This is a genomic window from Klebsiella oxytoca NBRC 105695, from assembly GCF_001598695.1.
Classification (GTDB): domain Bacteria; phylum Pseudomonadota; class Gammaproteobacteria; order Enterobacterales; family Enterobacteriaceae; genus Klebsiella; species Klebsiella oxytoca.
Genome location: NZ_BCZK01000003.1, coordinates 150,099 through 177,007, shown reverse-complemented (window position 1 = coordinate 177,007; position 26,909 = coordinate 150,099). Strand labels below are relative to the sequence as shown.

The following is a 26,909-nucleotide window of genomic DNA, read 5'->3' as shown; positions in this document are numbered from 1 at the left end:
CGCCCTTGTATCTGTTTGAAAGCCTGAATCAGCTGATTCAAAACTACCTGCCCGAAGAGCAAATCAAACGCCTTCGGCAGGCTTATCTCGTTGCACGTGACGCTCACGAGGGCCAGACACGTTCAAGCGGTGAACCCTATATCACGCACCCGGTAGCGGTGGCCTGTATCCTGGCCGAGATGAAGCTCGACCATGAAACGCTGATGGCTGCCCTGCTGCACGACGTGATAGAAGATACCCCCGCCACCTATCAGGATATGGAGCAGCTTTTTGGCAAAAGCGTTGCAGAACTGGTAGAGGGGGTGTCAAAACTTGATAAGCTAAAGTTTCGCGACAAGAAAGAGGCTCAGGCCGAAAACTTTCGCAAAATGATTATGGCGATGGTGCAGGATATTCGCGTCATCCTTATCAAGCTTGCTGACCGCACCCACAACATGCGCACGCTGGGCTCATTGCGCCCGGATAAGCGCCGCCGCATCGCCCGCGAAACGCTGGAAATCTACAGCCCTCTGGCGCACCGTTTAGGTATTCACCACATCAAAACCGAGCTCGAAGAGCTGGGCTTTGAGGCGCTGTATCCTAACCGCTACCGCGTTATTAAAGAGGTAGTTAAAGCAGCGCGCGGCAACCGTAAAGAGATGATTCAAAAAATCCTCTCCGAAATCGAAGGGCGTTTGCAGGAAGCGGGAATACCCTGTCGCGTTAGCGGTCGCGAAAAGCATTTGTACTCCATCTACTGCAAGATGGTGCTCAAAGAGCAGCGTTTTCACTCGATTATGGATATCTACGCCTTCCGCGTGATTGTCCATGATTCTGACACCTGCTATCGCGTGCTAGGCCAGATGCACAGCCTTTACAAGCCGCGTCCAGGCCGCGTCAAAGACTACATTGCCATTCCAAAGGCGAACGGCTATCAATCTTTGCACACCTCGATGATCGGCCCGCACGGCGTCCCGGTTGAGGTACAAATTCGTACCGAAGACATGGACCAGATGGCGGAAATGGGGGTTGCGGCGCACTGGGCTTATAAAGAGCACGGCGGCGAAAGCAGTACCACGGCGCAAATCCGCGCTCAGCGCTGGATGCAGAGCCTGCTGGAGCTCCAGCAGAGCGCCGGTAGCTCATTTGAATTTATTGAGAGCGTGAAATCCGATCTGTTCCCGGATGAGATTTACGTTTTCACCCCGGAAGGGCGCATCGTCGAACTGCCCGCTGGCGCGACGCCGGTGGACTTCGCCTACGCGGTGCATACCGATATCGGCCATGCCTGCGTCGGCGCGCGCGTCGACCGCCAGCCATATCCCCTGTCGCAGTCGCTCTCCAGCGGCCAGACGGTGGAGATCATCACCGCGCCGGGCGCTCGTCCGAACGCCGCGTGGCTGAACTTTGTCGTCAGCTCTAAAGCGCGCGCCAAAATTCGCCAACTGCTGAAAAACCTCAAGCGCGACGATTCCGTTAGCCTCGGGCGACGCCTGCTTAATCACGCGCTCGGTGGCAGCCGCAAGCTGGCCGAAATTCCGCCAGAGAACATTCAGCGCGAACTTGACCGTATGAAGCTGGCAACGCTTGACGATCTGCTGGCCGAAATTGGCCTCGGTAACGCCATGAGCGTCGTCGTAGCAAAAAACCTGCAGCAGGGTGAAACCACCGCCGTGCCTGTACAGCCGGCGCCTGTCGGCCATAACCATCTGCCGATTAAAGGCGCGGATGGCGTGCTGATCACCTTTGCCAAGTGCTGCCGTCCGATTCCCGGCGACCCGATTATTGCGCACGTCAGCCCGGGCAAAGGCCTGGTTATTCACCACGAGTCCTGTCGTAACATTCGCGGCTACCAGAAAGAGCCGGAGAAATTTATGGCGGTTGAGTGGGACAAAGAGACGGCGCAGGAATTTATCACCGAAATTAAGGTGGATATGTTCAACCATCAGGGTGCCCTGGCGAATCTTACCGCCGCAATCAACACCGCCTCTTCCAATATTCAAAGCCTGAATACGGAAGAGAAAGATGGCCGCGTTTACAGCGCCTTTATTCGCCTCACCGCGCGCGACCGTGTGCATCTGGCGAATATTATGCGCAAAATTCGCGTCATGCCGGATGTGATAAAAGTCACCCGTAACCGAAATTAGCTCTGACACAAAATCATTCGAATTGCATCAAGGCGGCAAGCGAATGACAAATCTGCCAGGAGCAGATTTGAACGCTGCTTACAGCGGCTCCGTAAGGGGCGAGGCCCAGGGATGGGCCGAGTAATCCGCAGCGATTAAAGAGTCATTCGAAGGATGAAGTGTAATGAATTTACAGCGTTATGCGCGTATCTGCGAGATGCTCGCCAGGCGTCAGCCTGACCTGACGGTCTGCATGGAGCAGGTCCATAAGCCTCATAACGTCTCTGCGATTATTCGTACCGCAGACGCCGTTGGCGTGCATGAAGTGCACGCCATCTGGCCCGGTAGCCGTATGCGTACCATGGCCTCCGCAGCCGCGGGCAGCAATAGCTGGGTGCAGGTGAAAACCCATCGTACTATTGGCGATGCCGTCACGCATTTAAAAGGCCAGGGCATGCAGATTCTGGCAACCCATCTCTCTGATAACGCCGTTGATTTTCGTGAAATCGACTATACCCGCCCCACCTGTATCCTGATGGGCCAGGAGAAAACCGGCATTACTCAGGAAGCGCTGGACCTGGCGGATCAGGACATCATTATTCCGATGATTGGCATGGTGCAGTCGCTGAACGTTTCCGTCGCCTCGGCGCTTATTCTGTATGAAGCCCAGCGCCAACGGCAGAACGCCGGCATGTATCTGCGCGACAACAGCATGCTGCCGAAAGAAGACCAGCAGCGTCTGCTGTTTGAAGGCGGCTATCCGGTGCTGGCGAAGGTCGCAAAACGTAAAGGTCTACCCTACCCCCACGTCAACGAGCTGGGCGAAGTCGAAGCCGATGCCACGTGGTGGGCCACTATGCAGGCTGCAGGATAAAAACGATGCAAGGTCGCCTGTTAGATGCCGTCCCCCTTAATACCCTAACCGGCGTTGGCGCGGCACAGAGCAGCCGACTGGCGAAAATCGGCCTGCACACGGTGCAGGATCTGCTTCTGCACCTGCCGCTACGCTACGAAGACCGCACCCATCTGTATCAAATCGGTGAACTGCTGCCCGGCGTTTACGCCACCGTTGAAGGCGAAGTTCTTAACTGCAATATCACTTTCGGCGGCCGCCGGATGATGACCTGCCAGATAAGCGACGGCTCCGGCATCCTCACCATGCGCTTTTTTAACTTCAGCGCAGCGATGAAAAATAGCCTGGCAACCGGGCGTCGCGTGCTGGCCTACGGAGAGGCGAAGCGCGGTAAGCACGGGGCGGAGATGATCCACCCGGAATATCGGGTTCAGGGTGATATGAGTACCCCTGATTTACAGGAAACGCTGACCCCGGTTTATCCCACCACCGAAGGCATCAAGCAGGCTACGCTGCGTAAGCTCACCGACCAGGCGCTGGAGCTGCTTGAAACCTGCGCTATCGCCGAGCTGCTGCCGCCGGAGCTGGCGCAGGGGATGATGAGCCTGCCTGACGCCTTGCGCACGCTGCATCGCCCGCCGCCCTCTTTACAGCTTAGCGAGCTGGAAAGCGGCAAACATCCGGCTCAGCGACGCTTAATCCTGGAAGAGCTGCTGGCGCATAACCTCAGCATGCTGGCGCTGCGGGCAGGCGCTCAGCGCTACCACGCTCTCTCGCTCAGCGCTAACGACACGCTAAAAGACAAGCTGCTGGCCTCTCTCCCCTTTACGCCGACCGGCGCGCAGGCGCGCGTCACGGCTGAAATTGAGCGCGATATGGCGCTGGACGTGCCAATGATGCGTCTGGTGCAGGGGGATGTTGGCTCCGGTAAAACCCTGGTTGCCGCGCTGGCCGCCCTGCGCGCCATCGCGCACGGCAAGCAGGTGGCGCTGATGGCGCCGACAGAACTGCTGGCTGAGCAGCATGCCAATAACTTCCGCAGCTGGTTTGAACCGCTGGGCGTTGAAGTAGGCTGGCTGGCGGGCAAACAAAAAGGCAAAGCGCGCCTGGCGCAGCAGGAGGCTATCGCCAGCGGACAGGTGCAGATGGTGGTCGGTACCCACGCCATCTTTCAGGAACAGGTCCAGTTTAACGGCCTCGCGTTGGTGATTATCGACGAACAGCATCGTTTCGGCGTCCATCAGCGGCTGGCGCTATGGGAGAAAGGCCAACAGCAGGGCTTTCACCCGCACCAGCTGATTATGACCGCGACGCCGATTCCGCGGACCCTGGCGATGACCGCTTATGCCGATCTCGACACCTCGGTCATCGATGAACTGCCGCCGGGCCGTACGCCGGTTACGACGGTAGCCATCCCGGATACCCGCCGCAGCGATATTATCGACCGGGTACGGAACGCCTGTACTCACGAGGGTCGCCAGGCCTACTGGGTTTGTACGCTGATTGAAGAGTCGGATCTGCTGGAGGCCCAGGCGGCGGAAGCCACCTGGGAAGAGCTGAAGCTGGCGCTGCCGGAGCTGAATATCGGCCTGGTGCACGGGCGCATGAAATCTGCCGAGAAACAGGCGGTCATGAGCGCGTTCAAGCAGGGCGAGCTGCATCTACTGGTCGCCACCACGGTAATTGAGGTCGGCGTGGACGTGCCTAATTCCAGCCTGATGATCATCGAAAACCCTGAGCGTCTGGGGCTGGCTCAGCTGCACCAGCTCAGAGGGCGCGTCGGGCGCGGTGCGGTGGCCTCACACTGCGTGCTACTCTATAAATCGCCGCTTTCTAAAACCACGCAGAAGCGCCTGCAGGTTCTGCGCGATAGCAACGACGGCTTCGTCATTGCCCAGAAAGACCTGGAAATTCGCGGTCCCGGCGAGCTCCTCGGCACACGCCAGACCGGCAACGCTGAATTCAAAGTCGCAGATTTAATGCGCGATCAGGCCATGATCCCCGAAGTTCAGCGCATCGCCCGTCATATACACGAAAGATATCCTCAGCAGGCCCAGGCGCTTATCGAGCGCTGGATGCCGGAAACCGAACGCTATTCCAACGCGTAGCGCGCACGTTATCCCGCCACGCTGCGCATAATTTTTTATTCAGATGAGTGGATTATGAAACGAGAACTGGCCATCGAATTTTCGCGCGTCACCGAAGCCGCCGCGCTGGCAGGCTATAAATGGTTAGGCCGTGGTGATAAAAACACCGCCGACGGCGCCGCCGTCAACGCCATGCGCATTATGCTCAACCTGATCAACATCGACGGTACTATCGTGATTGGCGAAGGCGAAATCGACGAAGCGCCGATGCTGTATATAGGCGAACGCGTCGGTACCGGCAACGGTGATGCGGTAGACATCGCCGTCGATCCCATTGAAGGCACCCGCATGACGGCGATGGGCCAGGCCAACGCGCTGGCGGTGATGGCGGTAGGCGATAAAGGCTGTTTCCTGAACGCGCCGGATATGTACATGGAAAAGCTGATTGTCGGTCCGGGCGCGAAAGGCACCATCGATCTGAACCTGCCGCTGGCGGAAAACTTGCAAAACATCGCCCGCGCGCTGAATAAGCCGCTAAGTGAATTAACCGTTACCATCTTAGCCAAGCCGCGCCATGACGAGGTCATCGTTGAGCTGCAAAAACTGGGCGTGCGCGTATTCGCTATTCCCGACGGCGACGTTGCCGCCTCTATTCTGACCTGCATGCCGGATAGCGAAGTTGACGTTATGTACGGTATCGGCGGTGCCCCGGAAGGGGTCGTTTCAGCGGCGGTGATCCGCGCGCTGGACGGCGATATGCACGGTCGTCTGCTGGCGCGCCACCACGTTAAGGGCGACAGTGAAGAGAACCGCCGCATCGGCGAGAACGAGCTGGCACGCTGTCAGGCCATGGGCATCGAAGCAGGCAAAGTGCTGCGTCTGGACGATATGGCGCGCAGCGACAACGTCGTTTTCTCGGCGACGGGCATCACCAAAGGCGATCTGCTGGACGGTATTACCCGTAAAGGTAATATGGCCACCACCGAAACCCTACTGATCCGCGGTAAATCCCGCACTATCCGCCGAATTCAGTCGATTCATTATCTCGATCGCAAAGACCCGGATATCCAGCTACACATCCTGTAAAACATTTGATCAATAGAGCTTTCCAGCCTTTTCGGGCTGGAATTCTGCTCTCGTCGCGGTGAAGATACGCTAACAGGATTGAGAGGAGAGACGCTATGGCAAACTGGGTTACAGGCAAAGTCGTAAAAGTTCAAAACTGGACGGATGCACTGTTTAGCCTCATCGTTCACGCACCGGTTGAACCGTTTACCGCAGGGCAGTTTGCCAAACTGGGGCTGGATGTCGACGGTGAACGCGTGCAGCGCGCCTATTCCTACGTCAATGCCCCCAGTAATCCCGATCTTGAGTTCTACCTGGTAACGGTTCCGGAAGGCAAACTTAGCCCACGGCTGGCGGCGCTGAAGCCGGGCGATGAAGTGCAGGTGGTCAGCGAAGCGGCCGGCTTCTTCGTGCTCGAAGAGGTGCCGGATTGCGACACCCTGTGGATGCTCGCCACCGGCACGGCGATTGGCCCGTATCTGTCAATTCTCGAAGAAGGGAAGGACCTGGATCGTTTTAAAAATCTCGTACTGGTGCACGCCGCGCGCTATGCCGCGGATCTCAGCTATCTGCCGCAGATGCAGGCGCTGGAAGCTCGCTATGCGGGCAAGCTGCGCATCCAGTCGGTCGTCAGTCGGGAAACCGCGCCGGGCATGCTCACGGGACGTATCCCGTTCCTGATTGAAACCGGCGCGCTGGAAGAGGCCGTTGGCCTGCCAATGAACGCCGAGAGTAGCCACGTCATGCTGTGCGGTAACCCGCAGATGGTGCGCGACACTCAGCAGCTGCTGAAAGAGACCCGGCAGATGAGCAAGCATCTGCGCCGCCGACCGGGTCATATGACCGCCGAACACTACTGGTAATCAGGGCTCCGCTTTCCAGCGCACGTCCAGCGTCTCTTTGCCAAACTTATTTGCTCCCTGGGTGCCGACAAACGCCCCCAGGTCGATAAGCATCATCACGATAATCAGCGTCGGTATAAACCGCCCGACGCCCCACTGCCAGACGCCCGGCAGCATCGACCAGTTCCCCGCCAGCAGCATCCACGCCAGAATCATCAGCAGCGCCCAGAGGCCGGATTTCCCCCGGTCGTGCAGACGTTTAATGGTCACCGCCGCCGTCGGCCACAGCAGGCATACCAGAATAAACGCCGCGGTCTGTAAGTTGAGTAGGTTGCTGCCAGCCAGCGTGAACAGCGCGCTCATGGTCGCAATCCAGATAGCAATCCAGATCCAGAAGTCGCGACGTCCAATCCGCCCTTTAATTGAGAATAGCCACTGCTGTAGGGTCATGTTTTATTCCTTATCATCATCACCGACGTAGTTTACCCTGAAGGCGTGACTTTTTGACAAGCGTGACGGTTCTCGTTTTAATCGTCGGCAGACAAAAAAAGGAAAGATGGGCATGAAGAAGTGGGCAACTTTATATTTAATTGGGCTGACGGCGCTATCCGTCGGCCAAAATGCGTTGTCCGCCGAGCCTGACTCCGCCGCTACGGCGCCCTATCTTCTCTCCGGCGCGCCGGTGTTTGATATCTCCATCAGCGCGTTTCGGGAAAAATTCAATACCGATAACCCGAAGCTTTTGCTCAATGAGTTTCGCGCCGTCGCCTCCAGTAAAGACCAGGCGAATTTGACCCGCGCCGCCACCAGGATCAACGACAATCTTTATGCCTCGACCGCGCTTGAGCGCGGTACGCTTAAAATTAAATCGATGCAGATAACCTGGCTGCCGATTCAGGGGCCGCAGCAGAAAGCGGCGAAAGCCCGGGCCCTCGAGTATATGAGCGCCGTCATGCGCGCGTTCGTGCCGACGCTCAGCCAGGCGCAGAGCCAACAGAAGCTACAAAAGCTGCTGGCCGCCGGAAAAGGCAAACGGTACTTTTCGGAAACCGAAGGCGCGGTACGCTATGTGGTGGCGGACAACGGCGAAAAGGGGCTGACCTTCGCTGTTGAACCGATTAAGCTGGCGCTATCTGAAACGCTGGAAAACAACAATAAATGACAAAAAGCAAAGCCTTTCCAGTGATGAATCTCTATACTGTTTCACAGACCATGCTGCCCGCGGGGGCGGCTATATTCCTTAATTCGCTTTAAAGCGTGGAGAATAAAAATGCGACATCCTTTAGTGATGGGTAACTGGAAACTGAACGGCAGCCGCCACATGGTAAACGAACTGGTCGCGAACCTGCGTACCGAACTGGCAGGCGTTACCGGCTGTGCAGTTGCCATTGCTCCGCCTGAGATGTACATCGACCTGGCTAAACAAGCCGCTGCCGGCAGCCACATTCACCTGGGCGCGCAGAACGTTGATCTGAACCTGTCCGGCGCATTCACCGGCGAAACCTCTGCCGAAATGCTGAAAGACATCGGCGCTGAATACATCATCATCGGCCACTCCGAGCGTCGTACCTACCACAAAGAGTCCGACGAGTTTATCGCTAAGAAATTCGCGGTACTGAAAGAGCAGGGCCTGATCCCGGTACTGTGCATCGGTGAAACCGAAGCGGAAAACGAAGCGGGCAAAACCGAAGAAGTGTGCGCACGTCAGATCGACGCCGTTCTGAAAACCCAGGGCGCGGCGGCGTTCGAAGGCGCGGTTATCGCTTACGAACCGGTATGGGCGATCGGTACCGGCAAATCCGCTACCCCGGCTCAGGCTCAGGCAGTACACAAATTCATTCGCGATCACATCGCGAAAGCCGATGCGAAAGTGGCTGAACAAGTCATTATCCAGTACGGCGGTTCCGTTAACGCGGGCAACGCAGCAGAACTGTTCACCCAGCCGGACATCGACGGCGCGCTGGTTGGCGGCGCATCCCTGAAAGCGGACGCTTTCGCGGTAATCGTTAAAGCAGCAGAAGCCGCGAAAAAAGCGTAATTCGCTTTACAGGCACTCCCCGGTCGCGCTTCGCAACCGGGGAGTGCCTGGCAGCCCGGACAGGTGCGCAGCGCCGCCTCCGGCAAAATCCCCGAACGAAACAGGCTACAGTTTGCCCAACGCCTGATACCACAGATAGTCCAGCGGCAGCAGAATTAAATAGCTCACCGCCGCCAGCGCAATACACAGCAGCATTCCCGCCCGTGCAGGTACTTTCCCTAGCCCCATCGCCACTACAATCGGTGACGCCTGATACGGCAACAGCGGCGTGGAGTATCCCAGCACCTGAATCATAATCACGCTCAGCAGCGGGAAGCCGGTCGCATCGGAGAAGCTCTGTGCGAAAGTGGTATACAGCGCCGGTACGCCGTTCGCGGTCATAATAAAGTTTAGCGCGCTGGTAATACCGGTCAGCGCGAGAAAGCTGGTAAACGGGCTCTCTTTATCCAGCGGCATAATCTGCAGCAGGGCATTCCCCACCACACCGCCGATCCCGGTCTGGGTCACGGTGATTGCCAGCCCCAAAATTCCGGCGACGTAAATACAGGTGCGGATGTTCACGCCGCTGGAAAACTCCTCGCCGCGGATAAAACCGACTCGCGGCAGCAGCGTTATCACCGCCGCCGCCAGCCCCGTCCAGGCTGGCCCTATGCCGTGCCAGCTCTCCGTCACCCAGAGCGTCAGCACCACGACCAGCAGCCAGGCAAGGCGCTTCTCATCGCGGCTCATCGGCGGCAGCGGCGACAGATCGCGCGGCGGATGCGGTTTCCCCGGGAACAGCCAACATATCAGCGCGATCAGCGCCGCCCCCTTGAGCCAGCCGAGCACCGGCGTATGCAGCAGTAAATAGGGCAGATAATTCAGATGGATACCGTACGATCCCTCCGCCGCGCCGCTCATCACCAGATTCGGGACGTTCGCCGGTAAAATAGTGGCAGACAGCTGGAAGGTACCGAACCCCACCGCCAGCGCCAGGCCAAACCAGGGGCGCGTTCCCTCTTCAATACCGGCACGCCTGGCCATTGCCGCCACAATCGGCATCAGCAGCGCGATGCGCCCCATATTGGACGGCATCACAAACGCCAGCGCATAGCTGAGCAGCACCACGCTGCCGACCATCAGCGGCCAGGAATCCGTCAGACGCGACGAAAGCGCCCGTGCCGCCCTGTCCGCCAGCCCGGTTTTGCGGATAGCAATCCCCAGCACAAAGCCGCTGAACACCAGCCAGAATGCCGACGACGCGAAGCCGCCGAAAATCACCTCCGGCGGCGCGATTTTAGCGATCATCGCTGCGGCAAAAAACAGCAGCGCGGTCATAAACTCCGGCAGGAGCGATGTCGCCCAAAGCAGGATAGTGAGGCCAACGATAATTGAAGGAAGGAACAGAGGATGGGACAACCAGAGCGACATACCTGTCTCCTGTCGGTTTTTTCAGCAAGAATACGACGGACAACAGGGCAGGTAAACGCCAGATATAGTGGGGGTTATGACAACTCTGGTGCGGGCAGATTAGTGATAATGAATTTCGCCAAAGTATTCCGACAGCACGTAATAGCGGCAATATTCGAAAGGGCTGTTATGCCCGGCCTGAAACGTCTGTCTGGCGACGGATAATAGTGGTTTATTCGCCGCAATCTGCAGCTTTTCGCACAGGTCGGCGGAAGGTAAGATCGCCTCCACCTTTTCAGTCGCCGAGTCACTGGTGACGTTTAATAGCGAATAAAGCGACGTATGCTCCAGCGCCTCTGGCGTGAGCTGCAGATTGGGAAAGAAGCTAAGATCGAGATAGATCTTTTCATGGTTAAACGGGCGATTGTTCAGGCAACGAATACGCGAGATATAGAGATAATGATGATGGGCGGGCAGGCTCAAACCATCTGCCTGAGCGTCACGCGCGCGACGCGGCGCGATCTCAAGAATACGGTTCTCTATCTCGACGCTGGCATCCTGAAGATCGCTGGTAATGCCGCGAAACGTGTGGCCGTAGCTTACTCCCTCCGGCACAGAGCACACTACCGATCCGCTTCCGCGCTGGGACGAAATAATGCCCGCATTGATTAATTCGCTCCAGGCCTGTTTAACCACGATGAGCGAGACGTTATAGGCTCTGGCAACCTCTTTTTGCGTCGGCAGCTGGCTGCCTAACGGCAAGGACCCATTCTGAATCTGCTGACAGATGATAAAAAATAGTTGCTTATAAAGCGGAGTAAAGCTCGTTTTATCAACCTGCAAACTGCGCACCTCACGTCTTCGCCAGCAGGGGACGTTTTACCGTCCCCGGCAGGGTGAATTCGCTACCCTGCGATTTGCCTGGCCAGTTGTGCCAAATCGAAATGATTCATACGATCCACGGTCGTTAAATAATCGGCGGGAAAAGCCTCCACGCCATGGAATGCGCCGGAAATCGCTCCAACCATGGTAGCGACAGTATCAGTATCATTGCCGATATTAACGCCGGAGATAATAGCATCTACGGCAGAATTCGGACAACACGCGAACAGGCCAAAGGCCGCCGGTACGGCTTCGCTGACGTGCAGCCCGGAACCAATAATATCGGCAAGTTCCACCACCGCCGTTTCCCAATGACGATGCCGTTGACCGATAGCCACGGCCAGTTCGATGCGTCGGGCAACGGATGGGCCTGCCACCATCATCGCCCCTTGATCCTGCGCCAGCAGATAGCCTCTTTGCGCGCCATAAATACCGGCGGCAATAATGGTGTCCGCATTGGTCTGCGATCGTAACGCTTCGCTGGTTGCCGCCGCCATCGCCGCTGCGCCGGACATCGCCAGCACGTTATTATGCGTAAAGCGGCAAATCTGCAGCGCGCAGTGAATCGCCGCATCAATATCTCCCGGATGCAGTACCGCCGCAGGCCAAATCTTCATGGCGGCGCCGTTGGTGGCTTCCGCGTTTCCCTTATTAATAATCTGTACCGACTGCTTTTCGCCTTCAAGATCACCCTGCAAGGAGGCGCGATGGTCATTGAATATCGCTTTCATTGCCGCACGCGTTGTCGGGCCGGTAAAGTTGGCGTAGTAAGGGTAATCCAGCCACTGCTGGAAGGCCTCGCGCATCGCCTCATCGCTGACCTGGCGCTGGTGGCGCAGCAGCGCTTCCATAATGTATTTCGCCTGAATAAAATCATCCGTGCACATACCCGCTTCGTTACAGCGGCCAAACGTATCCGCTGGCGGTTTTTGAAAGGTCGTCACCCAGCCGCCGAAATAGTCCTTAATTTGCTGCTGAGTCCGTACTTCCGTCGCCGCGCCCATCGCGTCCGCGGCGGCGGCACCCACCAGGCATCCCAGTATTTTGTTTTGATCAACGTGCATGATGACTCCTTATTTCACGGTCATGGCTTGTGCCAGCGAACGGCTGGACAGAAAAGTATTGAGCTGGTCGGGAAACGGCAGAGCAGTCATTGCCCCTTTTGCCGTCACCGCCATCGCTCCGCAGGCGTTGGCATTGCTGATCGCCTCCGCCAGCAGGGCATGATTCCAGTGGTTTTCGCGGGAAAGCGTGAACAGCAGGCCGCCAACAAAGGCATCACCGGCTCCGGTGGTATCGACGACCTCCACGCGCGGGGCAGGAAAAAGGAACTCTCCCTCGGCGGTGATAAGCAACGCTCCTTCGGCCCCCAACGAAATGATGGTGGTCTCGCAGCCCAGATCGCGCATGTAATACCGCGCATCCTGCCAGTGGCTGGCGCCGCTCAGCTGACACAGCTCATCTGCCGAGACTTTGCAGATAGACGCCAGCGCAGCGGAGCGGGCGATCAGGTCAGGGATCTCAGCGGCATTGCGCCACATCTTGCTGCGCAAGTTGACATCAAACAGAACGTAGCCGCCGGCCTCCCGCATTCTTCGCGCGCCCTCAAGGCATGCCTCGCGAGCGGGGCTGTCGGTGAGACCAATGGAGCTAAAGTAAAACCATTCGTATTTTCTGAACGTCGGCAGATCCTGAGGTGAAACGTAGGTATCAGCCCCCGGATGTACCAGATAGGTAAAGCTGCGCTCGCCGTCAGCCGTCAGATTGACGATCAGTACCGCGCTGGTCAGGCTCGCATCCAGCCGCAGCGAAGAGACATCGACGCCGTTATCCTGAAAAACCTGGCGCAGGAAACGCCCGGCGTCATCGTCGCCAAGGCAGCCGATAAAACCGCACGTTCCGCCCAGCCTGGCAACGCAGACCCCCACGTTCGCCGAAGCGCCTCCGGGACATTTCAGGTAGCTGTTCTGTTTTTCCGGTACGAGGTCTACGGAGGCGTCGCCGATCGCCCAAACCTTATTCATGGCATTCATTTACGCCTCCTTATGCCTGTTTTTGCGCAAGGGCTAGCTGAATATCACGATAATATTCGTTATTAATCAGATACTTTTTCATAAGCAACCCAACCGCAAGATGGAAAAGGGCCGGAATGAGCGTCATCATCAGCGCAATACCGGTGAGCGAACGCGCGCTCTGTTCAACGTCGGCCTGATAGCCAAAGTGGCTCAGCAGGAATCCCAGTACGCCCCCCGCGATCCCCATACCAAACTTCTGGAAGAAGAGAATGCCGCCAAACGCGAGGCCGGATACCCGCAGCCCGGTTTTCTTTTCGCCATAATCCACCGCTTCGGCGATAGAGGACCAGAACACCGGCATTTGCATATCGCAGAAGAAATTAATAAGAAAATAGAACGTAAATGCCAGGATAAGATTTTCACGCCCGACGAAGAAATACATCAGCGCGCTTAGTACAAAGGTAATAATCTGGGTGTAGCGGAACATCTTAATTTTATCCCAGAATTTAGTTATCCAGGTGGTGGCGATCATCGCCAGAATAGAGGCGACAACACCGGTAGTCAGAAAAGGTGAAATCAGGCTATCGCCGCCATTAAGATAATACTTGGCATAATAGGCCGCGACGGAACCGCGAATAACGTAACCACACATCAGCAATAAAATAACAACCCCAAGAATAATCCACTGATCGTTACGTAACAGATACTTAAACTGCTTCCCTACCGATAGCGAAGTAATTTCCGGCTCGCTACGTTCACGAGTGGTGAGAAAACAGAAGATAAACAGCAGGGCCCCCATCGCGCCCATTAGCCCCATAGAAAACTGGTAACCCAGGGCCTTGTTGCCCTGCCCAAGCCAGACGGCAAGCATCGGGACGACAATAGTCACCAGAAAAGCGGCAATTTTGGTCATCACAAAGCGATAGCCGTTTGCGCTTAGCCGTTCCACGGGATCGCTGGTAATCACGCCAATCATCGAGATATAGGGAATAGTGATAGCGGTATAGACCAGGGTCATCAGAATATAGGTGCCATAGGCCCACGCCAGCTTAGCCATATAAACCATATCAGGCGTGATAAACATTAAATAAACGGCGAAGCCAAAAGGGATGGCAAACCACAGCAGCCACGGGCGATAGCGTCCCCAGCGCGTATTCAGCTTATCGGTAAGGACGCCCATGGCCGGATCGATAATGGCATCGATCATCCGCACAACCACGAAAAGTACGCCAACATCAGCGGCGCTCAGGCCGTAGATATCGGTATAAAAATAGGCGAGAAGCAGCTGCATGGCGATGATCACAACGTTTATCGCCATATCTCCTGCGCCGAAGCCGATTTTTTCCACGATAGAAAGTTTCATGTTGATATTCCTTTACGCTTAGCCGCGCAAATAGAGGAAACAATTAATGATGTCACTACATGAAATAAAAACGTTTTTATAAATAAGCCGCCTGTCCGACACGCAATAGAGGCTATGAAGAGAGTGTAACCATCCTCAAAAAGATATAAAGGTATACCTTTATATCTTTTGATCGGTTTCACATATTTTTATGCACCCGATCCTACCCCGGCGTTAAACCGGGATAAGAATCAAGGAGATAATGAATAGCGGGAACGTAAAGAAAATTAACGGGATGCGAGAATGGCGCAGCTATGGTCCTGAACCTCTTCTGCCGATGCGCGATTCAGCGTCAGCAGGTTACGCTCGGTTGCCAGCAGCAGCAGCGAGCCGTCGCTCTGCTTCGCCATCGCCAGCGCGAAACGGCCCATATGGTCTCGCGCTTCCGGCACCTCTTCAGCCAGCATCAGGAACGGACTGCGCTGCGCCAGTTCGGTTTCGGTTACGCGGCGCGCCAGATATTCATGGCCCATGAGCCCACCGGGCAGCGGTAACCAGCGGCTGCTGATAGCGGCAGCCTGGCTATCCAGCTGATGGCGCACATCAGGTCGCAGGCAGGAGATATGAATATGGAAATGATTTTGCGTGCGTCCGCTGCGCGAGTTGATGGCCAGCGAGACCGCCTCATCCGGTACGGCAGAGCCACGGTGCTGGCTCATGATTTCGCGTCCCTGCCAGGCTTGCCAGAAGAAGTTCGGCGTCAGCGGTTCAAGCAGCAGCGGGCTTTCAGTGCCGTTGATACGGTAGGTTGGCATCAGCAAATACTGCAGCGGGCCATTGCGGTCCTTAAACAGGACATAGCCGCCCTTCAGGTTCACTTCCGCGCAGGGCGCGGGATTGTGATTCTGCTGTTGATGAGGGACGCACTGTTGCAGAACAATGTGACGCAACGCGTCACGGTTGCCGGAATGAAGCCAGTAGTAGCCGCCAGCCATCGCCGCCACAACCACTACCACCAGCGCTAAAAAAAGGTGTCGTACTCTTCGCATTATTTTTTCCTGTCTCAGCCAGAAACGGAAGAGTAGCGCAGTTTGATGACCAAATGAAAACGAGAGGAGGTGCGGTGAGTTTTGCCGGAAACGGTGCTTAACGCGCCTGAGCGGGCTACCAGACTACTCTGCCCCGGGTCGCGGCTTATGCCTTACCCGGGCGACAAGCGTTGTCGCCCCGCTACGCGCAGCGCGAGCGGGGATAAGGAGAGGCTATTTAACGCTGGTTGATCTGGTCAAAGGTGCCGCCGTTGGAGAAGTGCTCTTTCTGCGCTTTAGTCCAGCCGCCAAACACGTCATCGATGGTGAACAGCTTCAGTTTCGGGAACTCATCCGCGTATTTTTTCGCGATTTCAGGGTCACGCGGACGATAGAAGTTCTTCGCCGCAATCTCCTGGCCTTCCGGCGAGTAGAGATACTTCAGATACGCTTCCGCCACCTGGCGAGTGCCCTTTTTGTCGACCACTTTATCCACCACGGAAACGGTCGGCTCGGCCAGAATCGATTCGCTCGGGGTGACGATCTCGAATTTGTCTTTACCCAGTTCGTTGGTCGCCAGCAGGGCTTCGTTTTCCCAGGCAATCAGCACATCGCCGATCCCGCGTTCCACAAAGGTGTTGGTCGAACCGCGGGCGCCGGAATCCAGTACTTCGACGTTCTTAAACAGCGCTTTTACGAACTCCTGCGCCTTAGCCTGATCACCGTTGTTCTGGTGCAGGGCATAGCCCCAGGCCGCCAGATAGTTCCAGCGCGCGCCGCCGGAGCTTTTCGGGTTCGGGGTAATCACCGACACGCCCGGTTTGATCAGGTCGTTCCAGTCATGAATCTGCTTCGGGTTACCTTTACGTACGAGGAACACGATGGTTGAGGTATACGGCGCGGAGTTATCCGGCAGACGCTTCAGCCAGTTTTTGTCGATTCGTCCACGCTCGGCGATCGCATCGACGTCATAGGCCAGCGCAAGGGTCACCACATCGGCTTCAATGCCGTTGATCACCGAGGTCGCCTGTTTGCCGGAGCCGCCGTGTGACTGACGAATCACCACGTTGTCGCCGGTTTCTTGCTTCCAGTGCGCGCTGAAGGCTTTGTTGTACTGTTCGTACAGCTCGCGCGTCGGATCGTAAGAAACGTTTAATAGCTGAATGTCTTTTGCCAGAACGCTGGCGGATGCCAGCAACAGAGTTAACCCCACGCCCCACTTATTCATCGCACCGCTCTCTTTATGTAGTGTTGTGATGGATTAAGCGTGCCAGAAAGCAGACTGATGATTAAAGAATAAAAAAAGATTGGCTATAACTTGTGAGTATATAGAGCGAGGTGAGTTTGCCTCCTCCCGAACGGGAGGAGGCGGGAAGCATCAGACTTCTTCCATACGGCCCAGCAGCGCCTGCAGACGATCCTGCCAGCCCTGCTGCTGTTCTTTAAGCTGACCGTTTTCACGCTCAAGCTCTTCACGGCTATGCTGGGCGCTCTGTACTTCCTGCGCCAGCGTATTGTTCTTTTCTTTCAGCTCTTCGATTTCCATCTGTAACAGAGTGATGGTATCAATCGCCTGCTGAACTTTAGATTCTAATTTCTCAAACACTTCTAATGACATCGTCATACCTCTCCTGAACTTGCAAGGCGTTGATAGAAACCGTCCGTTTCGTATACGCGTTGACGCCTTAACGAAAATTAGCGCACTACAGTGGTGATGTAGTCGATTGTATGAAGCCCCGCCGCCCCTGTCCAGCGACAACCCGCGTAGATTGCGGTTTGCAACACTTTTCAGTCTTTACCTGGTCCGTTCGCCGCTTTTACCCGGTACTTTTTCGTAATTGTTAATCACCTCGTTAAAAAAATGAGCGGTGAAACGCTCCCGCAAATGACCGAACACGCGTTTATGGCGCGAAAACGCTCATTTTCTTGACGAGGTACACACATTTGAATTTCGATATTTCTCGTTTTTGTTCGTTAACGATAAATTAACACTATGCCTACATGGCAGCGTGGTCGCCTGCGACCTTCACACATACAATAATCATCACTTCGCTTCAGGATTCGATTATGAGCCAAACATCAACACTAAAAGGCCAGTGCATCGCAGAGTTCCTCGGTACCGGGTTGTTGATCTTTTTCGGCGTTGGGTGCGTCGCTGCGCTTAAGGTCGCGGGAGCCAGCTTCGGTCAGTGGGAAATCAGCATCATCTGGGGTCTGGGCGTCGCCATGGCGATTTACCTGACCGCAGGGGTTTCCGGTGCGCACCTTAACCCGGCGGTGACCATCGCGCTGTGGCTGTTCGCCTGCTTTGACGGTCGTAAAGTTGTTCCTTTTATCATTGCGCAATTCGCTGGCGCCTTTTGCGCTGCGGCTTTAGTTTACGGGCTTTATTACAATCTTTTCTTCGATTTCGAACATACCCACAATATGGTGCGCGGTAGCGTCGAAAGTCTTGAGCTGGCGGGTATTTTCTCTACCTATCCAAACCCGCATATCAATTTTGTGCAGGCCTTCGCGGTAGAAATGGTGATTACCGCTATCCTGATGGGCGTCATTCTGGCGCTGACCGATGATGGCAACGGCGTGCCGCGCGGCCCGCTGGCGCCGCTGCTGATTGGTCTACTGATCGCCGTCATTGGCGCATCCATGGGCCCGCTGACCGGCTTCGCCATGAACCCGGCGCGTGATATCGGACCGAAAGCCTTCGCCTGGCTGGCAGGCTGGGGCAACGTCGCCTTCACCGGCGGTAAAGATATTCCTTATTTTCTGGTGCCGCTGTGTGCGCCAATCGTCGGTGCTGCGCTGGGCGCATTCTGCTACCGCAAGCTGATTGGCCGCCACCTGCCTTGCGACACCTGCGTCGTTGAAGAGAAAGAAGCCGCATCTCCCTCTACGACACAACACAAAGCTTCGCTGTAATCTGACTACGGGACTCATACTATGACCGACAAAAAATATATCGTAGCGCTCGACCAGGGCACCACCAGCTCCCGCGCCGTGGTAATGGATCACGATGCCAATATCGTCAGCGTCTCTCAGCGAGAATTCGAACAAATTTATCCGCGTCCAGGCTGGGTTGAGCACGACCCGATGGAAATCTGGGCATCGCAAAGCTCTACGCTGGTTGAAGTGCTGGCAAAGGCCGATATCAGTTCCGATGAAATCGCCGCGATCGGCATTACCAACCAGCGTGAAACCGCCATCGTGTGGGAGCGCGAAACCGGTAAGCCGATTTATAACGCCATCGTCTGGCAGTGCCGCCGTACCGCCGAGATCTGCGAACAGCTCAAGCGCGACGGCATGGAAGAGTACATCCGTAAGGCAACTGGCCTGGTGGTTGACCCCTACTTCTCCGGAACCAAAGTGAAGTGGATCCTTGACCACGTCGAAGGTGCGCGCGAGCGCGCAAAACGCGGCGAGCTGCTGTTCGGCACCGTAGACACCTGGCTTATCTGGAAAATGACCCAGGGACGCGTTCACGTTACCGACTACACCAACGCCTCGCGTACCATGCTGTTCAATATCCACGAACTGGACTGGGACGACAAAATGCTCGACGCGCTGGATATTCCGCGCGCCATGCTGCCGGAAGTGCGCAAATCTTCCGAAGTGTACGGCCAGACCAACATCGGCGGTAAGGGCGGCACGCGTATTCCGATCGCCGGCATCGCGGGCGACCAGCAGGCGGCGCTATTCGGCCAGCTGTGCGTTAAAGAGGGGATGGCGAAAAACACCTACGGCACCGGCTGCTTTATGCTGATGAATACCGGCGAGAAAGCGGTGGCATCAACGCACGGCCTGCTGACGACTATCGCCTGCGGCCCGCGCGGTGAAGTGAACTATGCGCTGGAAGGCGCGGTATTTATGGCGGGCGCCTCCATTCAGTGGCTGCGCGATGAGATGAAGCTGATTAGCGACGCGTTCGATTCCGAATATTTCGCCACCAAAGTGAAGGATACCAACGGCGTGTACGTGGTTCCGGCGTTTACCGGGCTCGGCGCGCCTTACTGGGACCCGTATGCCCGCGGGGCGATCTTCGGCCTGACCCGCGGCGTCAATTCCAACCATATTATTCGCGCCACGCTGGAATCGATCGCCTATCAGACCCGCGACGTGCTGGAAGCGATGCAGGCTGACTCCGGGATCCGTCTGCACGCCCTGCGCGTTGACGGCGGCGCGGTCGCCAACAACTTCCTGATGCAGTTCCAGTCCGATATTCTCGGCACCCGCGTAGAACGCCCGGAAGTCCGCGAAGTCACGGCGCTGGGCGCAGCCTATCTGGCCGGTCTGGCGGTGGGCTTCTGGCAGAATCTGGATGAGCTGCAGGAGAAAGCCGTGATCGAGCGCGAGTTCCGTCCGGGAATTGAAACCACCGAGCGTAACTATCGCTACAGCGGCTGGAAGAAGGCGGTAAAACGCGCGCTGGCGTGGGAAGAGCACGACGAAGCGTAAGATTGTTGAGGTATTCCCGGCTGGCGGCGTAAACGCCTTAGCCGGGATACAACCCGCAGACCGCACACCCCGTAGCCCGGCTAAGCGCAGCGCGAGCCGGCGAGAAGCCACGCCGAGTCATGAATCCCGGAGTATCCCCGGGTTGCGGCGTATACGCCTTACCTGGGCTACAGCCCGCAGACCGCATAATCCCGTAGCGCACCACCTCCGGGTTTTTATCAGCCAAATACCGGCAGCAGCAGATAGAGCTTAATCACCAGCGCGTTAACGATATCGATAAAGAACGCCCCCACCATCGGCACCACCAGAAACGCCATATGCGACGGACCGAAACGATCGGTAATCGCCTGCATATTGGCAATCGCCGTCGGCGTCGCGCCGAGGCCGAAACCACAGTGGCCGGCGGCCAGCACCGCGGCATCGTAGTTTTTACCCATCATTCGATAGGTCACAAATACCGCATACAGCGCCATTGCTATCGTCTGCACCGCCAGAATGGCAATCATCGGCAGCGCCAGCGACGCCAGCTCCCACAGCTTCAGGCTCATCAGGGCCATCGCCAGGAATAGCGACAAGCTGACGTTACCCAGCACCGACACCGCGCGGTCGAATACGCGGTACAGGCCAAGTGCTGACAGGCTATTGCTGAGGATAACGCCGATAAACAGCACGCAAACGAAGGTAGGCAGTTCGAATACGGTCCCCGCCAACAGTTGCGCAACGATCTTCCCTACCGTCAAACAGATGGCGATCAGCGCGATGCTCTCAATCAGCACCAGCGACGTGATCATGCGCCCCATATCCGGCTTTTCAAACGCGGTCGGCGCGAGCTGATCGTCCGGCGTGCCGTCCGGTGATGAAGAGTGTTTGACCAGATAGCGCGCCACCGGCCCGCCGATCAGGCCGCCAAGAACGAGACCGAAGGTTGCGCAAGCCATAGCCACTTCGGTGGCGTTGACAAAGCCATAGCGCTCAATAAACAGTTTACTCCACGCCGCGCCGGTACCGTGGCCGCCGGAAAGGGTAATCGAACCGGCCAGCAGCCCCATCAGCGGGTCGAGGCCCAGCAGCTTCGCCATGCCGATACCGAGGGCGTTTTGCAGCAGCAGCAGCCCCACCACCACGATCAGGAATGTCCCCACCACTTTGCCGCCAGAGCGCAGGCTGGCGAGGTTGGCATTCAGGCCGATAGTGGCGAAGAAAGCCAGCATCAGCGGGTCTTTCAGGCTCATATCGAAATCAATTTCGATATCCATGCTTTTCTTTAATACCAGCAGCGCCAGAGCGACCAGCAGACCGCCCGCCACGGGCTCAGGAATAGTGTATTTCTTCAGGAAAGGGACGGTTTGAACGAGTTTTCTACCTAGTAGCAACACTAATGTTGCGGCAACGAGCGTCGATAAGGTATCGAGATGAAACATAAAAAGAGCTCCTTATAGGCGCATGATCCATTCACACGCGACGAAATTCCCGGTGTCGATTGCTTCTCATCATGAGTAATCGGGAAGGGATTTTAAGCAGAAGTACGGAAAAAAGGACAGGAAAAGATATTTTGTAGGGATAATGATGCGATCAAGCATACAAAATGTTAATAAATATTTGACACCTATTCCCTGCATAAATATTTGCCGCTAAAGAGTGGCAAACGTTTGCTTTTGGTCTATAGTCCGATAAAATCCCCGCTTTGCCACCTTTGGGATTGTTGTGATGTCCGTTAACACCGCAGAATCAGAAAATGCGCAACCGGTTGCGCATAAGCAAACCAGCGAATTAATCTACCGCCTTGAAGACCGCCCGCCGCTACCGCAAACGCTGTTCGCCGCGTTCCAGCACCTGCTGGCGATGTTTGTCGCGGTTATCACTCCGGCGCTGTTAATTTGTCAGGCTCTGGGCCTCCCGGCTCAGGATACACAACACATCATCAGCATGTCCCTGTTCGCCTCCGGCGTGGCATCCATCATTCAAATTAAAGCCTGGGGCCCGGTGGGTTCTGGTCTGCTTTCGATTCAGGGCACCAGCTTTAACTTCGTCGCTCCGCTGATTATGGGCGGAACCGCGCTGAAAACCGGCGGCGCCGATGTTCCGACCATGATGGCCGCGCTGTTCGGCACCCTGATGCTGGCCAGCTGCACGGAGATGGTTCTCTCGCGCGTTCTGCATCTCGCCCGCCGCATAATCACTCCGCTGGTCTCCGGCGTGGTGGTAATGATTATCGGCCTGTCGCTGATTCAGGTTGGCCTGACCTCCATCGGCGGGGGCTATGCCGCCATGGCCGACCACACCTTCGGCGCGCCAAAAAACCTGCTGCTGGCGGGGATCGTGCTGGCGCTGATTATTATCCTTAACCGCCAGCGCAACCCGTATCTGCGCATCGCTTCGCTGGTTATCGCGATGGCGGCCGGATACCTGGCGGCATGGCTACTCGATATGCTGCCGACCAATACCGCACCGACGGAAAGCAGCCTGATTATGGTTCCCACGCCGCTGTACTACGGGCTGGGCATCGACTGGAATCTGCTGCTGCCGCTGATGCTGGTGTTTATGATTACCTCGCTGGAAACCATCGGCGATATCACCGCCACCTCTGACGTTTCCGAGCAGCCGGTTTCCGGCCCGCTATATATGAAGCGTCTGAAGGGCGGCGTGCTGGCCAACGGTCTGAACTCGTTTGTTTCGGCGGTATTCAACACCTTCCCGAACTCCTGCTTTGGCCAGAACAACGGCGTGATTCAGTTGACCGGCGTCGCCAGCCGCTATGTTGGTTTTGTGGTCGCGCTGATGCTGATCGTGCTCGGCCTGTTCCCAGCGGTGAGCGGCTTCGTGCAGCATATTCCTGAGCCGGTGCTTGGCGGCGCAACGCTGGTGATGTTCGGCACCATTGCCGCCTCCGGCGTGCGTATCGTCTCCCGCGAGCCGCTGAACCGCCGCGCGATCCTGATTATCGCCCTGTCGCTGGCCGTCGGCCTTGGCGTTTCCCAGCAGCCGCTGATCCTGCAGTTCGCCCCTGACTGGCTGAAGAATCTGCTCTCCTCCGGTATCGCCGCCGGCGGTATCACGGCGATTGTTCTGAATCTGATTTTCCCGCCAGAGAAAAACTGATCCTCTCTGATGCTCCGGCCGCGCAACGTCGGCCGGAGCGCAAACATCATCAACCTCACATCATCTCATTACACAATTCCTGTCTTGAGGATTGCGCATAATTCGGGCATAACAGCCTTATGTGCCTCGCTCAGGATCGAAGATCATGAAATTTCTCAGAAAGCTGATTCTCTGGCTGCTGATTGCTCTGCTGGTAGTGATTATTGCCGCTTATTTCCTGCTGCAAACCCAGTGGGGAGGGCGTCAGGCCAGCGCCTGGCTAAGCGACGGTACCGGCTGGAAGGTCTCTTTCAACAAAATGGACCATAATTTCTCTTCGCCACTGCACCTGCAGCTGCAAAACGTCACCCTCGGTCGCGACGGCAAACCCGCCACGCTGGTGGCGCAAACCGTGGATATCGGATTTAGCAGCCGCCAGTTTAGCGACCCGCTGCATGCTGACGAAATCATTCTCAGCGACGGTACGCTAAACTTCTCCCCTTCTTCCGCAGCGCTGCCGTTCGCCGCCGATCGTCTCCGGTTGCGCAATATGGCGTTCAACAGCCCGGAGAGCGACTGGGATCTGAGCGCGCAGCGCGTCACCGGCGGCGTCAGCCCGTGGGCGCCGGAAGCGGGTAATGTGCTGGGCAAGAAAACGCAAATTCAGATGAGCGCCGGGTCGATGACGCTCAACGGTATTGAAGCCAGCAACGTGCTGATTCAGGGGAATATCGATAACGGCGAAGTGACGCTCTCAACCCTCGGGGCGGACGTCGCTCGCGGCACGCTCACCGGCACGGCGAAACGCAGCGCCGACGGCGGCTGGCAGGTCGATAATTTGCGCCTCAACGAGATCCGTCTGCAAAGCGATAAATCACTCGCCGACTTTTTCACGCCGCTGACCACCCTGCCCTCGCTGCAGATTGGCCGCCTTGACGTGACCGACGCCAGCCTGCAGGGGCCTGACTGGGCGATCGCTGGCCTCGACCTTAATCTGCGCAACCTGACCCTGAGCCGCGGCGACTGGCAAAGCCAGGATGGCACGCTGTCGATGAACGCCAACGAGTTTATTTACGGTTCGCTGCACTTCCTCGACCCAATCCTTAACGCCGGATTCTCCCCGCAGGGTATCGCGCTGCGCCAGTTCACCTCACGCTGGGAGGGCGGGATGGTGCGCACGTCCGGCAACTGGCTGCGCGCCGACCATGCCCTCGTGCTGGACGACACCGCGTTCGCCGGACTGGAATATACGCTGCCGACCAACTGGAAGCAGCTATGGATGGCGCCGCTTCCCGAGTGGCTGCAAAGCCTGACGCTGAGAAAGTTCAGCGCCAGCCGCAACCTCATTATCGATGTTGAACCGGCGTTCCCGTGGCAAATCACCGCGCTCGACGGCTACGGCGGCGAGCTGCAGCTGGTGAAAAACCGCAGCTGGGGCGTGTGGAACGGTAGCGCGACGCTGAACGCCGCCGCCGCGACCTTTAATCGTATTGACGTCCGCCGCCCGTCGCTGAAGCTGAGCGCCAATGCCTCAACGGTGAACGTTAACGAGCTCAGCGCCTTTACCGAGCGTGGGATCCTGCAAGCCACCGCGGCGGTGTCGCAGCTTCCGCAGCGTCAGGTCAATCTGAGCCTGAGCGGTCGCGGCGTGCCGCTAAATATTTTGCAGGCCTGGGGCTGGCCAGCGCTGCCGATATCCGGCGATGGTAATCTCCAGCTAACGGCGACCGGCAGCGTGCTGCCAGATGCGCCGCTGAAGCCAACCGTTAACGGTCAGCTCAGCGCAGTCAATATGGAGAAACAGCAGGTAGCGCAGGTCATGCGCAACGGTGAAGTTACCAGCGCTCAGGCTCCTTCTGCTCCGATAATGTCTACCCCCTAGTTTCCCCTCACCCTAACCCTCTCCCCGCCGGGGAGAGGGAACCGCCCTCTGCACTCTTTATTTTTTATGCCCACACCGATCGACCCCCTCTCCCTTTCAGGGAGAGGTTTGGGGTGAGGGTCATATAATATCCTTAATGGTGAAACCTGTTGCCATTTAGCGGCTATTTGTACCTATTTTCCGCAACCTGTTCCTTTCAAATAGCGGACTTGCTATAACAAAAATACTGGAAGCGAAAAAAATAATTAAAGTCCCTGAACCTACAAAAATAAAGGAACGACCATGTCCGTAATACGTCAACGTATTCTGGAGAATATGCAAAAATTCTCCAGAGCAATGATCGGTGCAGTATTGTTCTTGCCGGTCATCGGCTTAATTTTGGCACTCAGCTCAGTCTTAACCAACCCAACATTAATTTCGGAGACCAGCTTTTTACACCAGCTTGGACAGCTACTCGGCGATACCTTCTGGCCTTTATTCGGCAATCTGGGATTACTCTTTTGCGTCGGCATCAGCTATGGCCTGGCAAAAGATAAAAAAACCGAAGTCGCGCTGGTTTCAGTGATGTGTTTTATTATGTTTCTTGGCGCCAACCACTCCTGGCTGGAGCATACTCACGGCCTGGCGGAAAAAATTAACGGCGAATATTACGGCACCGGGCAAACCCAACTGCTGGGCTTTGTGGTGGTCGATATGGGGGTTTTCCTCGGCATTATTCTCGGCTGCACCATCGCCTGGGTGCATAACAAAGTATCGACTATTGAGCTACCCGGCGCGCTCTCCATGTACGGCGGGGCCAAGCTGACACTGGTGGCGATGACGCCGGTCATCATTTTCTACGCCATCGCTTTTACCTGGATCTGGCCGTTTATGACCCACGGCATCGCGGCGCTGACCGGCTTTATGAAAAACGCCGGCGTGGCGGGGGTCTTCGTTTACGGCTTCTTTGAAAAATTCCTCATCCCCACCGGCCTGCACCACTTCGTCTGGTCGCCGTTCCAGCTCACGCAAATCGGCGGCACGCTGAACGTCGACGGGCAGATAGTCTCCGGAACCCAGGCGATTTTCCTCGCCTATATGCGTCACCCGGATCTGACGCCGGTGATGAACGAGGCGCTGCGTTTCTCACAGCAGGGGATGACCACCATCTTCGGCCTGGCCGGCGCCTCGCTGGCGTTCTACCATACGGCGAAACCGGAGAAAAAAATGATGGCTAAAGCGATTCTGCTACCGGCCATTATCACTTCCATGCTCACCGGTATCACCGAGCCGATTGAGTTTACCTTTCTGTTCGTTTCCCCGCTGCTGTGGGTGATCCATGCTACCTTAACCGCAGCTTCGCAGGCGATTTGCGACATCTTTACCGTCCGTCCGTGGGGCGCCTCGGGGCTGATTGAGTTTCTGATTTACAACCTGCCGCTGCCGGTCGCCCTGACCCGCTGGCCCGGCTACGTGCTCATCGGGATCGGCCAGTTCGCCGTCTACTACGTTATCTTCCGCACGCTGGTCGTTAAGTTGAATCTCAAAACGCCGGGCCGTGAAGACGATGAAAACGTGAAGTTATATAGCAAAGCTGATTATCGTAAAAAAATGGGCGAACCGCAGTCGGTGACCAACGAGATTATTAATGGCTTAGGCGGCAAAGCGAATATTATTTCCGTCGACAACTGTTTTACCCGCCTGCGCGTCGCTATTCACAATATGGATTTAGTTGATGATGCAATATTAAAAAGCACCGGTGCAAACGGCGTAGTACGAAATCGAAATGAAGTTCAGGTTATTTACGGCGTCAAAGTGGGACAGGTCCGTTCCCGGGTTGATAGCTGGCTAGCAGAAAATTAATTAGGAGTT

General features: G+C 56.5%; 22 protein-coding genes. 12 read left to right on the top strand and 10 right to left on the bottom strand.

The genetic code is table 11. The features are described 5' to 3' along the window. Nucleotides 1–5 precede the first annotated feature (5 nt). From spoT to fpr, 5 genes are all read left to right on the top strand, one after another. Complete coding sequence (gene spoT, locus KO1_RS06680; protein WP_004106928.1) at nucleotides 6–2,126, top strand: bifunctional GTP diphosphokinase/guanosine-3',5'-bis pyrophosphate 3'-pyrophosphohydrolase; 2,121 nt, start codon at nucleotides 6–8, stop codon at nucleotides 2,124–2,126. Between the two features lie 163 nt (nucleotides 2,127–2,289). Next, on the top strand, nucleotides 2,290–2,979 hold the full coding sequence (gene trmH, locus KO1_RS06675; RefSeq protein ID WP_004106929.1) for a tRNA (guanosine(18)-2'-O)-methyltransferase TrmH: 690 nt from the start codon (nucleotides 2,290–2,292) through the stop codon (nucleotides 2,977–2,979). Between the two features lie 5 nt (nucleotides 2,980–2,984). After that, a complete protein-coding gene (gene recG / locus KO1_RS06670) occupies nucleotides 2,985–5,066 on the top strand; it encodes an ATP-dependent DNA helicase RecG (protein ID WP_032729141.1) in 2,082 nt (693 codons plus the stop codon). A gap of 54 nt (nucleotides 5,067–5,120) precedes the next feature. Then, nucleotides 5,121–6,131 carry a class II fructose-bisphosphatase gene (gene glpX / locus KO1_RS06665; protein WP_016809637.1) on the top strand — a complete coding sequence of 337 codons (1,011 nt, stop codon included), beginning with the start codon at nucleotides 5,121–5,123 and terminating at the stop codon, nucleotides 6,129–6,131. A gap of 95 nt (nucleotides 6,132–6,226) precedes the next feature. Next, nucleotides 6,227–6,973 (top strand): ferredoxin--NADP(+) reductase, encoded by a 747-nt coding sequence (fpr, locus tag KO1_RS06660; RefSeq protein ID WP_004106932.1) that lies wholly within the window; start codon nucleotides 6,227–6,229, stop codon nucleotides 6,971–6,973. On the opposite strand, the gene KO1_RS06655 is transcribed toward fpr, so the two are convergent. Continuing rightward, a complete protein-coding gene (locus tag KO1_RS06655) occupies nucleotides 6,974–7,402 on the bottom strand; it encodes a DUF805 domain-containing protein (RefSeq protein WP_004106933.1) in 429 nt (142 codons plus the stop codon). A gap of 112 nt (nucleotides 7,403–7,514) precedes the next feature. Between KO1_RS06655 and KO1_RS06650 the strand changes: the two genes are divergently transcribed. Next, nucleotides 7,515–8,114, top strand: coding sequence for a DUF1454 family protein (locus KO1_RS06650; protein WP_017145231.1), 600 nt, complete (start codon nucleotides 7,515–7,517; stop codon nucleotides 8,112–8,114). Nucleotides 8,115–8,222: 108 nt separating this feature from the next. Further along, nucleotides 8,223–8,990 carry a triose-phosphate isomerase gene (gene tpiA / locus KO1_RS06645; protein ID WP_004106939.1) on the top strand — a complete coding sequence of 256 codons (768 nt, stop codon included), beginning with the start codon at nucleotides 8,223–8,225 and terminating at the stop codon, nucleotides 8,988–8,990. Nucleotides 8,991–9,095: 105 nt separating this feature from the next. Here tpiA and KO1_RS06640 read toward each other — a convergent pair whose 3' ends face one another. From KO1_RS06640 to zapB, 8 genes are all read right to left on the bottom strand, one after another. Further along, nucleotides 9,096–10,400, bottom strand: a complete 1,305-nt coding sequence (locus KO1_RS06640) for an SLC13 family permease (protein WP_032729142.1) — start codon at nucleotides 10,398–10,400, stop codon at nucleotides 9,096–9,098. Between the two features lie 99 nt (nucleotides 10,401–10,499). After that, nucleotides 10,500–11,222: a GntR family transcriptional regulator gene (locus KO1_RS06635; RefSeq protein WP_004106944.1), complete on the bottom strand. Its 723-nt coding sequence runs from the start codon at nucleotides 11,220–11,222 to the stop codon at nucleotides 10,500–10,502. A 62-nt stretch (nucleotides 11,223–11,284) separates the two neighbouring features. After that, complete coding sequence (locus KO1_RS06630; protein ID WP_032729143.1) at nucleotides 11,285–12,325, bottom strand: ADP-ribosylglycohydrolase family protein; 1,041 nt, start codon at nucleotides 12,323–12,325, stop codon at nucleotides 11,285–11,287. Nucleotides 12,326–12,334: 9 nt separating this feature from the next. Continuing rightward, entirely contained in the window at nucleotides 12,335–13,294 is a 960-nt protein-coding gene (locus KO1_RS06625; RefSeq protein WP_004116482.1) for an aminoimidazole riboside kinase, read from the bottom strand. Between the two features lie 10 nt (nucleotides 13,295–13,304). Further along, nucleotides 13,305–14,639 (bottom strand): MFS transporter, encoded by a 1,335-nt coding sequence (locus KO1_RS06620; protein ID WP_017145229.1) that lies wholly within the window; start codon nucleotides 14,637–14,639, stop codon nucleotides 13,305–13,307. A 266-nt stretch (nucleotides 14,640–14,905) separates the two neighbouring features. Continuing rightward, complete coding sequence (locus tag KO1_RS06615) at nucleotides 14,906–15,667, bottom strand: CDP-diacylglycerol diphosphatase (RefSeq protein ID WP_024274822.1); 762 nt, start codon at nucleotides 15,665–15,667, stop codon at nucleotides 14,906–14,908. A 217-nt stretch (nucleotides 15,668–15,884) separates the two neighbouring features. Continuing rightward, nucleotides 15,885–16,874: a sulfate ABC transporter substrate-binding protein gene (locus tag KO1_RS06610; RefSeq protein WP_004106966.1), complete on the bottom strand. Its 990-nt coding sequence runs from the start codon at nucleotides 16,872–16,874 to the stop codon at nucleotides 15,885–15,887. A 150-nt stretch (nucleotides 16,875–17,024) separates the two neighbouring features. Next, nucleotides 17,025–17,270, bottom strand: coding sequence for a septal ring assembly protein ZapB (gene zapB / locus KO1_RS06605; RefSeq protein WP_009652751.1), 246 nt, complete (start codon nucleotides 17,268–17,270; stop codon nucleotides 17,025–17,027). Nucleotides 17,271–17,713: 443 nt separating this feature from the next. Here zapB and KO1_RS06600 point away from each other — a divergent pair, with 443 nt between their 5' ends. Both KO1_RS06600 and glpK read left to right on the top strand, forming a co-directional pair. Next, nucleotides 17,714–18,565: an MIP/aquaporin family protein gene (locus tag KO1_RS06600; protein ID WP_004106970.1), complete on the top strand. Its 852-nt coding sequence runs from the start codon at nucleotides 17,714–17,716 to the stop codon at nucleotides 18,563–18,565. A gap of 21 nt (nucleotides 18,566–18,586) precedes the next feature. Next, on the top strand, nucleotides 18,587–20,098 hold the full coding sequence (gene glpK, locus KO1_RS06595) for a glycerol kinase GlpK (RefSeq protein WP_004106971.1): 1,512 nt from the start codon (nucleotides 18,587–18,589) through the stop codon (nucleotides 20,096–20,098). Between the two features lie 218 nt (nucleotides 20,099–20,316). On the opposite strand, the gene gltS is transcribed toward glpK, so the two are convergent. Further along, complete coding sequence (gene gltS, locus KO1_RS06590) at nucleotides 20,317–21,519, bottom strand: sodium/glutamate symporter (RefSeq protein ID WP_004116504.1); 1,203 nt, start codon at nucleotides 21,517–21,519, stop codon at nucleotides 20,317–20,319. A gap of 286 nt (nucleotides 21,520–21,805) precedes the next feature. On the opposite strand from gltS, the gene KO1_RS06585 reads away from it, so the two are divergent. From KO1_RS06585 to KO1_RS06575, 3 genes are all read left to right on the top strand, one after another. Continuing rightward, on the top strand, nucleotides 21,806–23,197 hold the full coding sequence (locus tag KO1_RS06585) for a nucleobase:cation symporter-2 family protein (protein WP_004106976.1): 1,392 nt from the start codon (nucleotides 21,806–21,808) through the stop codon (nucleotides 23,195–23,197). A gap of 145 nt (nucleotides 23,198–23,342) precedes the next feature. Further along, a complete protein-coding gene (locus tag KO1_RS06580; protein ID WP_047720523.1) occupies nucleotides 23,343–25,058 on the top strand; it encodes an AsmA family protein in 1,716 nt (571 codons plus the stop codon). 282 nt (nucleotides 25,059–25,340) lie between these two features. After that, nucleotides 25,341–26,900, top strand: a complete 1,560-nt coding sequence (locus KO1_RS06575) for a PTS transporter subunit EIIC (protein WP_004106980.1) — start codon at nucleotides 25,341–25,343, stop codon at nucleotides 26,898–26,900. The last annotated feature ends 9 nt before the right edge of the window (nucleotides 26,901–26,909 follow it).